The sequence below is a fragment of the Variovorax saccharolyticus genome, assembly GCF_030316765.1.
GTDB classification, from domain to species: Bacteria; Pseudomonadota; Gammaproteobacteria; order Burkholderiales; family Burkholderiaceae_C; genus Variovorax; species Variovorax saccharolyticus.
Genome location: NZ_JASZYT010000007.1, coordinates 216642 through 230451, shown reverse-complemented (window position 1 = coordinate 230451; position 13810 = coordinate 216642). Strand labels below are relative to the sequence as shown.

The following is a 13810-nucleotide window of genomic DNA, read 5'->3' as shown; positions in this document are numbered from 1 at the left end:
GGGCGACACCGGCGGCCTGGCAGAGCCAGTTCCGCGGTGTCTCACCAACAAGGGCCTGGCTGCGCCGGCCCCTTCGCGATCAAAGAACTTCTGCGAGCTTGTCGCCCTTGGGGTGCTGCCTGGCTTCTTCGGCCAATGCCTCGAGCAGGGGGGTGGCATCGGTGCCGGTGCGCACCAGGGTCATCTGCCAGTCGTTCATGAAGCCCGCGCGGACGCTCTCGGCCAGGAAGGCGAGCATGCCGTCGTAGTAGCCGCCGGCGTTCAGGATGCCGATCGGCTTGTCGTGGTAGCCGAGCTGGCGCCAGGTCCAGATCTCGAACAGCTCCTCGAAGGTGCCGATGCCGCCCGGAAGCGCCAGGAAGGCGTCGGCGCGTTCGCCCATCATCGCCTTGCGCTCGTGCATGGTGTCGACCACGTGCAGCTCGTCGCTCAGGCGGTTGGCGAGTTCCTTGTCGACCAGCGCCTTCGGGATGATGCCGACCACCCGGCCGCCGGCCTCGCGCGTGGCTTCGGCCACCGCGCCCATGAGGCCGGTGCGGCCGCCGCCGTAGACCAGCTGCCCGCCACGCTCGCCGATCCAGCGGCCGACCGCCTGCGCCACGGCGGTGAATTCAGGACGCTCGCCGGGACGCGAGCCGCAATAGACGCAAATCGAAAAAGAGGGAGTCATGCCCCGATCATGCCGCGCCTAGATGAAACGTTGCCACAGGGCCGCCACCCAGACGCCGCTGCACAGCAGGATGGACAGCAGCACCGCGGCGCTGCCGAGGTCCTTGGCCGCCTTCGACAGCGAATGCCATTCGGGCCCGATCCGATCGATCGCGCTCTCGATGGCGCTGTTGAGCAGTTCGACGATCAGCACCAGCACCACCGTGGCGATCAGCAGTGCGATCTCGACCCAGCTGCGGCCGACCCAGAAGGCAGCGGGGATCATCACGATGGCGCAGACCACCTCCTCGCGGAAGGCGGCTTCGCGCCAACCAGCCCGAAAACCGTTCACCGAGATCAGCGCGGCATGCCAGATGCGGGACAGACCGCGCCGCAGGGCCTGCGGGTTGACCGGGTCGGAGTCGCTCATCGGCGGCTCATCGGCGGCTCATCGGCCTGGAGCTGACCAACTGGGTGCCGGCCCAGGCGTCGTGCCAGAACTGGCGCTCCGGATGGAAGCGCGCGAGCAGGGCCCATACCGCGACCCAGCCGAGGAGGAGGACGGTGGCTTCGCCGCCGCCGAGCTTGAAGGGGGCGATGACGGCCAGAGGAGGCAGGAACCAGACCCAGCTCAGCAGATAACGCAGTAGGGCGCGGCCCTGGGTCAGCGGGGCGCCCTGGCGGTCGACCACCCGGATGCCCCAGGTCTTCATCGCCAAAGTCTGGCCTTTGGCCCAGAAGAAGACGAAATAGACGCCGAAGACGACAAAAAGGAAGGCTTGAAGCAGATGGCGGCGCGAATCCATCGCATCGCGCATCTGGCCCAGGGTGCTGAACAACCAGCCGGCGACGAACACCACTGCGAAAAGCAGCATGCCCTCGTAGAGCCAGCAGGCCATGCGGCGCCAGAGGCCGGGTGTGGTCAGGGGCTGGAGCGGGGATGCTGCGGCCGCGGCGGCCTGCGGCCCGGCCTGGCCGGAAGAGCTGGAAACCATGCGTCGATCAGGGCGCCGAAGAGGGCTGGTCGGTCAGGCGAACCGGGGGCGATGAAGCCATGGAGGGTTCCGGCGTCGACGGGGCGGCGGGTGCCGGCACCTGCGCCTCTGCGGACACCGGGGCCGACGGGGCGGCGGGCGCAGCAGGGCGCGCCGATGCCGTCGGTGGCACCGTGGGCGGCGCGAGCTGGATGCGCGGTGTGTGCTGCGAATCGGATCCGACCGCCGGCAAGGGCACCAGCTTCTGGGCCGGCACCGGCCGGATGGTGGCGGCGGCGCCGGGCGCTGCGCTCGGCGCGCTGGCCGCCAGTCGACCCTTTTCCTCGTCGCTGAGTGCCTGGTAGGCCTCCCACTTGGCCTTGCGTTCGCCCGCAGGCAGTCGCTTGGCATCGACGAAGTTGAGACGCGCCTGGGCGCGTTCGCGGTTGCTCAACTTGGCCCATTCCTTCATGCGGCTGTTGAGGATTTCCTTGTCTGCAGCCGACATCTCCTCGTAATCACGCACGATCGCCAGCCATTTGCGCTTATGAGGCTCGTTCAGATCGTCCCAGGTGGATGCCAGGGGTTCGAGCGTTCGCTGCTGCTGGCTGCTCAGCTCGCGCCACGCGGGCTTGGCGACGGGCACCGGCTTCGCGACCGCGGTCTTCGCCGCAGTCTGGGCCTGGGCCGACATCAGGCCGCCCAGGGTCAGCAGGGCGGCGACGAGCACGCCGGCCATGAGCGGATGGGCGCGCACCTTGCGGGGCGCCGGCACACGAGAAAGGAGGGGACGCGGCATTCGTGGCGGGGTATCAGCGCTCGGCAGCGTCGCTGGTCTTGAGGAACTGCGCGAAGCCGGGGTCGGTATAGGCCGCAGGCGGCAGGTCGTCGGTCAGCAGGGCCGAATCGACCTCCGCCAGTTCGTTGGTGCGGCGTTCATCCTGGATGACGCTGATCGCCATCAGGCCCGCCGCCAGCGCGACCAGCGGCACCACCGAGCCGATGCGGGTCCACCAGCCGCCACCGAGGGCCGCAGCGGGTCCGTTCGACAGCGCGACGGGCGCCGGCCGCAGCTGCGGCACCGCCTTGCGTCGAGCCACCGCCTGGACGCGGGCCGCGCGGAGCCGTTCGCCGATATCGTGCGAGAGCTCGAGGTTGCCGGCGGACAAGCGCGCAGCAACCCGGCGACCGAATTGCTCTTCGATGGCTGCGGCAGACCCTGACGGTGCAGAGTTCGATGGTTTCATAGCGAAATTCCCTTGGCTTTGAGCGCCTTGCTCAAGGCGTGAACCGCCCGCGAACAGTGGGTCTTGACGCTCCCTTCGGAGCAGCCCATCGCGGCGGCCGTCTCGGCGACGTCCATTTCCTCCCAGTAACGCATCAGGAAGGCCTCGCGTTGACGCCCTGGCAGCGCGGCGATTTCTTCTTCGATCTCGTGAAAGATCTGAGTCCGCCGGGTGGTGTCTTCCGCGCTCTCGCTCTCGCGTGCGTCGGCGGGCGCCTGGACATGCTCGAGGAGGTCGAAATCGCCGTCGTCGTCGATCGATTCGAAGTCGCTCAGGTTGGAGAACAGCGCCCGCCGCGTCTTCTGCCGGCGGAACCAGTCGAGCGTGCAGTTCGACAGGATGCGCTGGAACAGCATCGGCAACTCGTTGGCGGGCTTGTCGCCATAGTGCTCGGCCAGTTTCATCATGCTGTCCTGCACGATGTCGAGCGCCGCCTCCTCGTCCCGCACGTGGTAGACGGAACGCTTGAACGCCCGTCGTTCGACGCTCTTCAGGAAGTCGGAAAGTTCTTTGTCAGTGGCCAAGCGGATCCGGCGCCAAAAGCTGCGCCTCGTGGGGAAGTGTCTCTGGGACGTTTGTCTTTTTGTCGCCGCGGATTATGCCTCCGCACCCGATCTGGCGCCTCCGGCCGCCGGGTGCCATTGGCGCGTGTCATAATCCGCCTTGCAAGTCAAAAGGCAAACGGGTCAAGGTCCGGCGGTATACAGATACGCCCATGGCTTTGGCCTCAAGTCCTGACGCGGCTTCACAAGAGCTGGCGAAGGGGCACCCAAGGTTTTTCGTTCCCGAAAAAACGCAAAGGTTCATCATGGAAATCTCGAAAGCGGAACTCGCTTCCGCAGCAGCCGCATCCTCAGGGATGGGCAATCAACCCCAAGAACTCATGGGCGCCGAAGTGCTGGTCAAGGCACTGCAGGCCGAGGGCGTCCAGTACGTCTGGGGCTACCCGGGCGGCGCGGTTCTCTATATCTACGACGCGTTCTACAAGCAGGACACCATCCAGCACGTGCTGGTGCGCCACGAGCAGGCCGCGGTGCACGCGGCCGACGGCTATGCCCGCGCCACCGGCGATGTCGGCGTGGCCCTGGTCACCTCCGGGCCGGGCCTGACGAATGCCGTGACCGGCATCGCGACCGCCTACATGGACTCGATCCCGATGGTGATCATCTCGGGCCAGGTGCCGACCGCGGCGATCGGGCTCGATGCCTTCCAGGAATGCGACACCGTCGGCATCACGCGGCCGATCGTCAAGCACAACTTCCTCGTCAAGGATCCCAAGGACCTGGCGATGACCATGAAGAAGGCCTTCCACATCGCCCGCACCGGCCGTCCGGGCCCGGTGGTGGTCGACGTGCCCAAGGACGTCTCCTTCAAGAAGATTCCCTACGCGGGCTATCCCGACAAGGTCGAGATGCGCTCGTACAACCCGGTGCGCAAGGGCCACGGCGGCCAGATCCGCAAGGCGCTGCAACTGCTGCTGAACGCCAAGCGGCCCTACATCTACACCGGCGGCGGCGTGCTGCTGAGCAACGCCACCAACGAGCTGCGCACGCTGGTCGACATGCTCGGCTACCCGGTCACCAACACCTTGATGGGCCTGGGCGCCTATCCGGCCAGCGACCGCAAGTTCCTCGGCATGCTGGGCATGCACGGCACCATCGAGGCCAACAACGCCATGCAGAACTGCGACGTGCTGCTGGCCGTGGGCGCGCGCTTCGACGACCGGGTGATCGGCAATCCGAAGCACTTCGCGCAGAACGAACGCAAGATCATCCACATCGACATCGACCCGTCGAGCATCTCCAAGCGCGTCAAGGTCGACATCCCGATCGTCGGCGACGTCAAGGACGTGCTGACCGAGCTGATCTCGATGATCCGCGAGAGCACGACGCGGCCCGACGCCGGCGCGCTGGCCAGCTGGTGGAGCACCATCGAGGAATGGCGCGGCAAGGACTGCCTCAAGTACGACCGCGGCAACAAGGAAGTGATCAAGCCGCAGTACGTCGTCGAGACGCTGTGGAACATGACCAAGGACGCCGACACCTACATTACGTCCGACGTCGGCCAGCACCAGATGTGGGCGGCGCAGTACTACCGCTTCGACGAGCCGCGGCGCTGGATCAATTCCGGCGGCCTGGGCACGATGGGCGTGGGCATTCCGTACGCGATGGGCATCAAGCTCGCCAAGCCCGAATCCGAGGTGTTCTGCATCACCGGCGAAGGCTCGGTGCAGATGTGCATCCAGGAGCTCTCGACCTGCCTGCAGTACAACACGCCGATCAAGATCTGCTCGCTGAACAACCGCTACCTCGGCATGGTTCGGCAGTGGCAGGAGATCGAGTATTCGGGCCGCTACAGCCACAGCTACATGGACGCACTGCCGAATTTCGTGAAGCTCGCCGAGGCCTATGGCCATGTCGGCCTGCTGATCGAACGCCCGCAGGACGTGGAGCCGGCGCTGCGGGAAGCGCGGAAGCTCAAGGACCGCACCGTGTTCATGGACTTCCGCACCGACCCGACCGAGAACGTGTTCCCGATGGTCAAGGCGGGCATGGGCATCACCGAGATGCTGCTGGGTTCCGAAGACCTCTGACGCGAGCTAAAGCGAAGCCACAAGTCCCCGTGTCCGAAGGACCGGGTTTCAACTCTTAATTGACGAATCTATTGTCCGCCGAGCCCGCGCATTACCGTGCACGGGGGAGGGCGGCGAAAAGAGGAGTCCTGCTGACATGAAACACATCATTGCCGTGCTGCTCGAGAACGAGCCCGGTGCACTCTCCCGCGTCGTCGGCCTGTTCTCGGCCCGCGGCTACAACATCGAATCGCTGACTGTCGCGCCGACCGAGGACGCTAGCCTCTCGCGCATGACCATCGTCACCGCCGGCTCGGACGACGTGATCGAGCAGATCACCAAGCACCTGAACCGGCTGATCGAGGTCGTCAAGGTCGTCGACCTGACCGAAGGCTCCTACACCGAGCGCGAGCTCATGATGGTGAAGGTGCGCGCGGTCGGCAAGGAGCGCGAAGAGATGATGCGCATGGCGGAGATCTTCCGCGGCCGCATCATCGACGTGACCGACAAGAGCTACACCATCGAGCTCACCGGCGACCACGGCAAGAACGACGCCTTCCTCGAAGCCATCGATCGCGGCGCGATCCTCGAGACCGTCCGTACCGGCGCCAGCGGCATCGGCCGCGGCGAGCGCATCCTGCGCGTCTGAACCCCCTCATCCACACCCACCGAATCAACGAAGGAGCACTCTCATGAAAGTCTATTACGACAAGGACGCGGACCTGAGCCTCATCAAGGGCAAGACCGTTGCGATCATCGGCTACGGCAGCCAGGGCCATGCGCACGCGCAGAACCTGAACGACAGCGGCGTGAAGGTCGTGGTCGGCCTGCGCAAGGGCGGCGCCTCGTGGGACAAGGTCGGCAAGGCCGGCCTCAAGGTCGCCGAAGTGGCCGACGCGGTGAAGTCCGCCGACGTGGTCATGATCCTGCTGCCCGACGAGCAGATCGCCAGCGTCTACAAGAACGACGTCGCGCCGAACATCAAGGAAGGCGCTTCGCTGGTCTTCGCCCACGGCTTCAACGTGCACTACGGCTTCGTGCAGCCGCGCGCCGACCTCGACGTCTGGATGGTCGCTCCCAAGGCACCGGGCCACACCGTGCGCAGCACCTACACCCAGGGCGGCGGCGTGCCCCACCTCGTGGCCGTGCACCAGGACAAGAGCGGCAAGGCGCGTGACCTGGCGCTGTCGTACGCCACCGCCAACGGTGGCGGCAAGGCCGGCATCATCGAGACCAACTTCCGCGAAGAAACCGAGACCGACCTGTTCGGCGAGCAGGCGGTGCTGTGCGGCGGTACGGTCGAACTGATCAAGGCCGGCTTCGAGACGCTGGTGGAAGCCGGCTACGCGCCCGAGATGGCGTATTTCGAATGCCTGCACGAGCTCAAGCTGATCGTCGACCTGATCTATGAAGGCGGCATCGCCAACATGAACTACTCGATCTCGAACAACGCCGAATACGGCGAGTACGTGACCGGTCCGCGCATCGTCACGGACGAGACCAAGAAGGTCATGAAGCAGGTGCTGAAGGACATCCAGACCGGCGAATACGCCAAGAGCTTCGTGCTCGAAGCCGCTGCCGGCCAGCCCGCGCTGATCAGCCGCCGCCGCATCAATGCCGAGCATCAGATCGAAGTCGTGGGCGAACAGCTGCGCGCGATGATGCCCTGGATCAAGAAGAACAAGCTGGTCGACCAGACCCGCAACTGATCGGATCGATCCGATGCCGGAAGGGCCACCATGCGGTGGCCCTTTTTCATGGAGGCGCGCGTTGCGCCTGAACTACACTGCCACCGATGCTTGCCACCCCCCGTCCTGCCGCGAATCCGACTCCCCTTCATGCCGGAGGCCGAACCCATGCATGACGACACGCTGCCCGAAGAGTTGCCCACGCGCAAGCGCCGCAAGGGCATCTACATCCTGCCGAACCTGTTCACGCTGGCGGCGCTGTTCGGAGGCTTCTATGCGATCGTGATGGCGATGAACGCGCGCTTCGACCTGGCGGCGCTCGGCGTGTTCGCGGCGATGATCCTCGACAGCCTCGACGGGCGCGTGGCTCGCATGACGAACACGCAGAGTGCCTTCGGCGAGCAGATGGATTCGCTGTCGGACATGGTGTCCTTCGGCGCCGCGCCGGCGTTGATCGCCTACGAATGGTCGCTCAAGGGGCTTGGGCGCTGGGGCTGGATCGCTGCCTTCGTCTATTGCGCCTGCGCGGCGCTGCGCCTCGCGCGCTTCAACGTGAACACGGGCGTGGTCGACAAGCGCTGGTTCCAGGGCCTGCCGTCGCCGGCCGCGGCAGCGCTGGTGGCCGGCTTCATCTGGCTCATGACCGAGTGGGGCAAGCGCGGCGGCGAGGTGCTGTACCTGTCGTGGAGCCAGATCACCTGGATCACCTTCGGCTTCACGCTGTATGCGGGCCTCTCGATGGTGACCAACGCGCCGTTCTACAGCTTCAAGGACATCCAGATGAAGAAGAGCGTGCCCTTCGCTGCGATCGTGCTGATCGCGCTCGGCATCGCGGTTATCAACATTCATCCTCCGACGGTGCTGTTCGGCCTCTTCGTCGCCTACGGCCTGAGCGGCTACGTGGTGTACGCGTGGCGCAAGGCCAAGGGGCAGCAGGTGAGCGTGATCAGCATTTCGACGGACGAGCCCGACGAACGCGGACTCCACAATTGAGCCGCACTGTGCTACATTCGAAACCCTCATGAACAAGATTTCGCTGGCCCTACTACTGATCCCCTTCGGGCGGAGACGGTAGAGCGCGCGCGCAAATCCCTCACCACGGCCCGTTCGCACCAGCAACGGGCCGTTTTGTTTGGGGTTGCTGGTGGACTCCCAACCACAGCGAGAAATCCAAGATGTTGAAGCAACCCGACCGCAAGTACCGCGCCTTCGCCCCGATCGCATTGAAGGACCGCACCTGGCCCGACGCCGTGCTGACCCGCGCGCCGATCTGGCTGTCGACCGACCTGCGCGACGGCAACCAGGCGCTGGTGGAGCCGATGGACATCGCCCGCAAGATGAAGATGTTCGAGACGCTGGTGGCGATCGGCTTCAAGGAGATCGAGGTCGGCTTTCCATCGGCCTCGCAGGTCGAATTCGACTTCGTGCGCAAGCTCATCGAGGAAGACCGCATCCCCGACGACGTGACGATCCAGGTGCTCACGCAGGCCCGCGACCACCTGATCGAGCGCACCTTCGAAGCCTTGCAGGGCGCGCCGCGCGCGATCGTGCATCTGTACAACGCGGTGGCGCCGATCATGCGGCGCGTGGTGCTCGGCATGGACGAAGACCAGATCGTCGAACTCGCGACCACGCATGCGCGCATGTTCAACGACTGCGCCGCGAAGCAGCCCGCCACGCAGTGGACCTTCCAGTATTCGCCCGAGATGTTCTCGGGCACCGACCTCGCGTTTTCCAAGCGCGTGGTCGATGCCGTGACCGCGGTCTGGGCGCCGACGCCGCAACGCAAGTGCATCGTCAACCTGCCGTCGACGGTGGAGCATTCGACGCCGAACATCTTCGCCGACATGATCGAGTGGATGCACCGCCACCTTGCGCGCCGCGATGCGATCGTGCTGTCGGTCCATCCGCACAACGACCGCGGCACCGGCACGGCGGCCGGCGAGTTCGCCCTGATGGCCGGCGCCGACCGCATCGAGGGCTGCCTGTTCGGCAACGGCGAGCGCACCGGCAATCTCGACCTCGTCAACGTGGCGCTCAACCTCTACACGCAGGGCGTTTCGCCCGAACTCGACTTCTCGAACATCGACGAGATCCGCGCCACCGTCGAGCATTGCAACCAGTTGCCGGTGCACCCGCGGCATCCGTATGTCGGCGACCTGGTCTACACCTCGTTCTCGGGCTCGCACCAGGATGCGATCAAGAAGGCCTTCAGCGACCGCAAGGACGGCGACATCTGGGACATGCCCTATCTCCCGATCGATCCGAAGGACGTCGGGCGCAGCTACGAGGCGGTGATCCGCGTGAACAGCCAGTCGGGCAAGGGCGGCATCGCCTACCTGCTCGAGAGCGAGTACGGGCTCGAGCTGCCGCGCCGGCTCCAGATGGAATTCAGCCAGGCCGTGCAGCGTGTGATGGACGTCGCAGGCAAGGAGCTCACCGCCGCCGACCTCTACGCGTTGTTCGAGTCCGAGTACGGCGTGCGCGATGACAACGGTCCCCAGCACCAGGTGCTCGAGGAGCAGGGCGAGGGCGCCGGCGCCTCGGTGCAACTGCGCGCCGACCTGCCCTGGGAGGGCGAGATCCGCCGCATCGAAGGGCGCGGCAACGGGCCGATCGACGCCTTCATCCACGCGCTGGCCGGCGCCACCGGCCACGCGATCCGCGTGATCGACTATCACCAGCATGCGATCGGCGCCGGCGCTGACGCGCAGGCGGTGGCCTACCTCGAACTGCGCGTCGACGAGGCGATGACGCTGTTCGGGGTCGGCATCGACGGCAATATCATCTCAGCCTCGCTCAAGGCGATCGTTTCCGGCCTGTCCCGGGCGCGGGCACGCGGCGCGCGGAGCGCACAATCCATGGCTGAATCCGCTTGAGGCGAACGAGCGGCGCGCCCCAGGGGCGCGTCGCCGCAAAGGAGACCCACGATGACTGACAAACTGATCATTTTCGACACCACCCTGCGCGACGGCGAGCAGTCACCCGGTGCTTCCATGACCAAGGACGAGAAGCTGCGCATCGCGCGCCAGCTCGAGCGGCTCCGGGTGGACGTCATCGAGGCCGGCTTCCCGGCCAGCTCGAACGGCGATTTCGATGCCGTGAAGGCGATCGCCGGCGCGATCAAGGACTCGACCGTGTGCGGCCTGTCGCGAGCCAACGACCGCGACATCTCGCGCGCCGCCGAGGCGCTCAAGGGCGCGGCCAACGGGCGCATCCACACCTTCATCGCGACCTCGCCGCTGCACATGGAGAAGAAGCTCCGCATGACGCCCGACGAGGTGTTCGAGCAGGCGAAGCTGGCGGTGCGTTTCGCCCGCAACCTGGTGGCCGATGTCGAGTTCAGCCCCGAGGACGGCTACCGCAGCGATCCCGACTACCTGTGCCGGGTGCTCGAAGCCGTCATCAATGAAGGCGCGACCACGATCAACGTGCCGGACACCGTGGGCTATGCCATTCCCGAGCTCTACGGCAACTTCATCAAGACCCTGCGCGAGCGCATCCCGAACAGCGACCGCGCCATCTGGTCGGTCCATTGCCACAACGACCTCGGCATGGCCGTGGCCAATTCGCTGGCCGGCGTCAAGATCGGCGGCGCGCGCCAGGTCGAGTGCACCATCAACGGGCTGGGCGAGCGCGCCGGCAACTGCTCGCTCGAAGAGATCGTGATGGCGGTCAAGACTCGCAAGGACTACTTCGGTCTCGAAATGGGCATCGACACCCGCCACATCGTGGCCGCCAGCCGGATGGTCAGCCAGACCACCGGTTTCGTGGTGCAGCCGAACAAGGCGGTGGTCGGCGCCAACGCCTTCGCCCACGCCTCCGGAATTCACCAGGACGGCGTGCTCAAGGCGCGCGATACCTACGAGATCATGCGTGCCGAGGATGTCGGCTGGAGCGCCAACAAGATCGTGCTGGGCAAGCTCAGCGGCCGCAACGCCTTCAAGCAGCGGCTGCAGGACCTGGGCGTGACGATGGAGAGCGAAGCCGACATCAACGCCGCCTTCGCCCGCTTCAAGGAACTGGCCGACAGAAAAAGTGAAATATTTGACGAAGACATCCTCGCGCTGGTCAGCGAAGGAGAGTTCTCGCACGTTGGTGAGCAGTTCGGCTTTGTATCCTTGTCGCAACATAGTGAAACAGGTGAGCGGCCCCAGGCACGCATTGTTTTCACGGTGCAAGGCAAGGAAGTCACGGGCGAATCCGACGGCAACGGGCCGGTGGATGCGTCCCTCAAGGCGATCGAGGCCCATGTCAAGAGCGGGGCCGAGATGGTGCTCTATTCGGTCAATGCGATCAGCGGATCGACGGAGAGCCAGGGGGAAGTGACAGTGCGCCTGCAGAATGCCGGCCGGGTGGTGAATGGGGTCGGTGCCGATCCCGACATCGTGGTCGCGTCGGCAAAAGCATACTTAAGTGCTCTCAACAAGTTACAGAGCCAAGCTGAGAGAGTAGCTGCACAAGGTTAGGTATTTGGTGCTCCTTGTATTCGATTTGAAGAAGAGGGTGCAAGTAACTGATATTGCGTGTCTTTTTTGATTTCGTTTACACTGCGGACACCTTTTTCGCCGCTGGAGAGTTTTTCAATGCCCGAAGCCCGTTCCTACCGAGTTTCAAGCCAGCGGTTCCTTCCCGCCCTTCGCCTGGTCGCCGTCGCGCTCTGCGCCACGGCGTTTTTGTTGCCCGCCGCGAATGCCGCGACGGCCTCCAAGAAGGCCGCCGCGACCCCGAAGCCCGCTGCAAGCAAGGCCAGCGCCACCAAGCGCCAAGCTGCCAAGCCGGTCGCAAAGGTTGACAAAGCCGACAAGACCGTGAGCGGTGGCCGCAATGTCGTGGCTTCGATCCGGCAAAAGAATGGCAAGACCGTGGTGGCAGTGCAACGCCGCTCGGTCGTGCGTGTGACGGAATCCGCACCTGCGCGTCAATCCTTCGGCCAGATGGCCGGCCTGCACGGAACCGAGGACGCGCTCGACCTGAAGTCCAGCGTCGCCCTGGTGATCGACCAGGACACCCAGGAAGTGCTGTTCAGCAAGAACGACCACGCCGTGCTGCCGATCGCCTCGCTGACCAAACTCATGACCGGCCTGCTGATCAGCGAGGCCAAGCTGCCCTCCGATGAACTGATCACCATCACGCAGGACGATGTCGACACCGAGAAATTCAGCCGCTCGCGCCTGATGGTCGGGGCGACCCTGCCGCGCGGCGAACTGCTGCACCTGGCGCTGATGTCGAGCGAGAACCGGGCCGCCCACGCCCTGGGCCGTACCTATCCCGGCGGGCTGTCGACCTTCGTGAGCGTGATGAACGCCAAGGCCAAGATGCTCGGCATGAAGGACACGCGCTACGTCGAGCCGACCGGCCTGTCGAGCCGCAACCAGTCGAGCGCCCAGGACCTGGCCCTGCTCGTGAACGCCGCCTATGCCGACGCCACGGTGCGCCAGCTGTCGACTTCGCCCGAGTACCAGGTGGAGGTCGGCAACCGGACGCTGCAGTTCAACACCACCAACCGGCTGGTCAAGAGCCCGGATTGGGACATCGGCCTGCAGAAGACCGGCTACATCTCGGAAGCCGGCCAATGCCTCGTGATGCAGGCGAAGATCGCCGGCCGCAAGCTGATCATGGTGTTCCTGGATTCCGCCGGCAAGTTCAGCCGCATCGGCGACGCCGAGCGCGTGCGCCGCTGGGTCGAGGCAACCCACATGGCCAGGCCCAATCAGAATCTGCAGCAGGCGTTTGTGCATGCTGCCAGTTGAGGGCGGGGGGTTCTAGTCAGTTGAGGACAGAGCAAAAACCGCTGCGCGGTTTCTTGGTCTGTCCCGCAAGGTCTCAAGAGGTCCCGCAAGGTCTCACGACGTCCCCGCCTGGTCGGCCTTGTAGCCCAGCGCGCCTGAAATCTCGTTGGCGGTGGCCTGCAGCTTCGGCAGCCAGCCCTCGTCGAGCCGATCGGCCGGCGCCGAGATCGACAGTCCCGCAACCAGCTTGCCCTGGTCGTCGTAGATGCCGGCGGCCATGCAGCGCACGCCGAGTTCGAGCTCTTCGTTGTCGCGTGCGATGCCGTACTGGCGGGCCTTGGACAGTTCCCGCTCCAGTGCCGGCAATTGCGTGATGCTGTTGCGCGTGTGGCCGGCCAGTCCGGTCCGCGTGGCGTAGCTGCGGATGCGCTGCGGCTCGTCCACCGCGAGGAAGAGCTTTCCGGTGGAGGTCAGGTGCAGCGGGGCGCGGCCGCCGATGGCCCGCACCACCTGCATGCCCGAGCGCTCGCTGTAGGCGCGCTCGATGTAGACGATCTCGTCGCCCTGACGCATGCTGAGGTTGACCGGCTGCTGGGTCAGCTTGTGCAGCTCCCGCATCGGGGTCAGGGCTGCGTCGCGCACGTTGAGCCGTCCCTTGACCAGGTTGCCGAGCTCCAGCAGGCGCATGCCGAGCCGGTAGCTGCCGGCCTCGGGGCGGTCGACGAAGCGGCCTACCGCCAGGTCGTTGAGGATCCGGTGCGTGGTGGACGGATGCAGGCCCGTCTTTTCGCTGATCTCCTTGAGGGAAATCGCTTCTTCACGGGACGCCAGCACGTCGATGAGCGAAAACATCCGCTCGATCACCTGGATGACGGGAGTGGCGGGAACGTCTGATTGTGGTTTTCTCATG

At 65.4% G+C, this 13810-nt stretch carries 14 protein-coding genes; 7 read left to right on the top strand and 7 right to left on the bottom strand.

All coding sequences use genetic code 11. The features are described from left to right. Positions 1-79: 79 nt before the first annotated feature. Genes QTI45_RS21745 through QTI45_RS21720 form a run of 6 tightly spaced genes read right to left on the bottom strand, consistent with a single transcriptional unit; the run spans position 80 to position 3432 of the window. Positions 80-670 carry an LOG family protein gene (locus QTI45_RS21745; protein WP_286655867.1) on the bottom strand — a complete coding sequence of 197 codons (591 nt, stop codon included), beginning with the start codon at positions 668-670 and terminating at the stop codon, positions 80-82. 18 nt (positions 671-688) lie between these two features. Continuing rightward, the gene (locus QTI45_RS21740; protein ID WP_286368033.1) at positions 689-1078 is read right to left on the bottom strand and encodes a diacylglycerol kinase; all 390 of its coding nucleotides are present in this window, start codon (positions 1076-1078) and stop codon (positions 689-691) included. 7 nt (positions 1079-1085) lie between these two features. Beyond that, entirely contained in the window at positions 1086-1643 is a 558-nt protein-coding gene (locus tag QTI45_RS21735) for an RDD family protein (protein ID WP_286655866.1), read from the bottom strand. Positions 1644-1650: 7 nt separating this feature from the next. Continuing rightward, the gene (locus tag QTI45_RS21730) at positions 1651-2421 is read right to left on the bottom strand and encodes a DUF3106 domain-containing protein (protein ID WP_286655865.1); all 771 of its coding nucleotides are present in this window, start codon (positions 2419-2421) and stop codon (positions 1651-1653) included. 13 nt (positions 2422-2434) lie between these two features. Next, positions 2435-2869 carry a DUF3619 family protein gene (locus tag QTI45_RS21725; protein WP_286655864.1) on the bottom strand — a complete coding sequence of 145 codons (435 nt, stop codon included), beginning with the start codon at positions 2867-2869 and terminating at the stop codon, positions 2435-2437. Further along, positions 2866-3432 carry an RNA polymerase sigma factor gene (locus QTI45_RS21720; RefSeq protein ID WP_286368029.1) on the bottom strand — a complete coding sequence of 189 codons (567 nt, stop codon included), beginning with the start codon at positions 3430-3432 and terminating at the stop codon, positions 2866-2868. The genes QTI45_RS21725 and QTI45_RS21720 overlap by 4 nt, the downstream gene beginning before the upstream one ends. Before the next feature lie 284 nt (positions 3433-3716). On the opposite strand from QTI45_RS21720, the gene QTI45_RS21715 reads away from it, so the two are divergent. The 7 genes from QTI45_RS21715 to QTI45_RS21685 all read left to right on the top strand — a co-directional run bounded on the left by QTI45_RS21715 (position 3717) and on the right by QTI45_RS21685 (position 12921). Further along, positions 3717-5501 carry an acetolactate synthase 3 catalytic subunit gene (locus tag QTI45_RS21715; RefSeq protein WP_286368028.1) on the top strand — a complete coding sequence of 595 codons (1785 nt, stop codon included), beginning with the start codon at positions 3717-3719 and terminating at the stop codon, positions 5499-5501. A gap of 136 nt (positions 5502-5637) precedes the next feature. Beyond that, positions 5638-6129: an acetolactate synthase small subunit gene (gene ilvN, locus QTI45_RS21710; protein WP_286368027.1), complete on the top strand. Its 492-nt coding sequence runs from the start codon at positions 5638-5640 to the stop codon at positions 6127-6129. 43 nt (positions 6130-6172) lie between these two features. Next, positions 6173-7189 carry a ketol-acid reductoisomerase gene (gene ilvC, locus QTI45_RS21705; protein WP_286368026.1) on the top strand — a complete coding sequence of 339 codons (1017 nt, stop codon included), beginning with the start codon at positions 6173-6175 and terminating at the stop codon, positions 7187-7189. A gap of 147 nt (positions 7190-7336) precedes the next feature. Then, positions 7337-8161, top strand: a complete 825-nt coding sequence (pssA, locus tag QTI45_RS21700; RefSeq protein ID WP_286368025.1) for a CDP-diacylglycerol--serine O-phosphatidyltransferase — start codon at positions 7337-7339, stop codon at positions 8159-8161. Between the two features lie 182 nt (positions 8162-8343). Beyond that, positions 8344-10047, top strand: coding sequence for a 2-isopropylmalate synthase (gene leuA, locus QTI45_RS21695; protein ID WP_286655863.1), 1704 nt, complete (start codon positions 8344-8346; stop codon positions 10045-10047). A gap of 51 nt (positions 10048-10098) precedes the next feature. Further along, positions 10099-11637: a 2-isopropylmalate synthase gene (locus tag QTI45_RS21690; RefSeq protein ID WP_286368023.1), complete on the top strand. Its 1539-nt coding sequence runs from the start codon at positions 10099-10101 to the stop codon at positions 11635-11637. Positions 11638-11754: 117 nt separating this feature from the next. Beyond that, a complete protein-coding gene (locus QTI45_RS21685) occupies positions 11755-12921 on the top strand; it encodes a serine hydrolase (RefSeq protein WP_286655862.1) in 1167 nt (388 codons plus the stop codon). Positions 12922-13014: 93 nt separating this feature from the next. On the opposite strand, the gene QTI45_RS21680 is transcribed toward QTI45_RS21685, so the two are convergent. Beyond that, a complete protein-coding gene (locus QTI45_RS21680; RefSeq protein ID WP_286655861.1) occupies positions 13015-13809 on the bottom strand; it encodes an IclR family transcriptional regulator in 795 nt (264 codons plus the stop codon). Between the last annotated feature and the right edge of the window lies 1 nt (position 13810).

Excerpts from the sequence above, each read along its gene's own strand:
- QTI45_RS21740 (WP_286368033.1), bottom strand. The coding sequence starts at position 1,078 with ATGAGCGACTCCGACCCGGTCAACCCGCAGGCCCTGCGGCGCGGTCTG.
- leuA (WP_286655863.1), top strand. The coding sequence starts at position 8,344 with ATGTTGAAGCAACCCGACCGCAAGTACCGCGCCTTCGCCCCGATCGCA.
- QTI45_RS21685 (WP_286655862.1), top strand. The coding sequence starts at position 11,755 with ATGCCCGAAGCCCGTTCCTACCGAGTTTCAAGCCAGCGGTTCCTTCCC.
- pssA (WP_286368025.1), top strand. The coding sequence starts at position 7,337 with ATGCATGACGACACGCTGCCCGAAGAGTTGCCCACGCGCAAGCGCCGC.
- QTI45_RS21680 (WP_286655861.1), bottom strand. The coding sequence starts at position 13,809 with ATGAGAAAACCACAATCAGACGTTCCCGCCACTCCCGTCATCCAGGTG.
- QTI45_RS21715 (WP_286368028.1), top strand. The coding sequence starts at position 3,717 with ATGGAAATCTCGAAAGCGGAACTCGCTTCCGCAGCAGCCGCATCCTCA.
- QTI45_RS21725 (WP_286655864.1), bottom strand. The coding sequence starts at position 2,869 with ATGAAACCATCGAACTCTGCACCGTCAGGGTCTGCCGCAGCCATCGAA.
- QTI45_RS21735 (WP_286655866.1), bottom strand. The coding sequence starts at position 1,643 with ATGGTTTCCAGCTCTTCCGGCCAGGCCGGGCCGCAGGCCGCCGCGGCC.
- ilvN (WP_286368027.1), top strand. The coding sequence starts at position 5,638 with ATGAAACACATCATTGCCGTGCTGCTCGAGAACGAGCCCGGTGCACTC.
- QTI45_RS21690 (WP_286368023.1), top strand. The coding sequence starts at position 10,099 with ATGACTGACAAACTGATCATTTTCGACACCACCCTGCGCGACGGCGAG.
- QTI45_RS21730 (WP_286655865.1), bottom strand. The coding sequence starts at position 2,421 with ATGCCGCGTCCCCTCCTTTCTCGTGTGCCGGCGCCCCGCAAGGTGCGC.
- QTI45_RS21745 (WP_286655867.1), bottom strand. The coding sequence starts at position 670 with ATGACTCCCTCTTTTTCGATTTGCGTCTATTGCGGCTCGCGTCCCGGC.
- ilvC (WP_286368026.1), top strand. The coding sequence starts at position 6,173 with ATGAAAGTCTATTACGACAAGGACGCGGACCTGAGCCTCATCAAGGGC.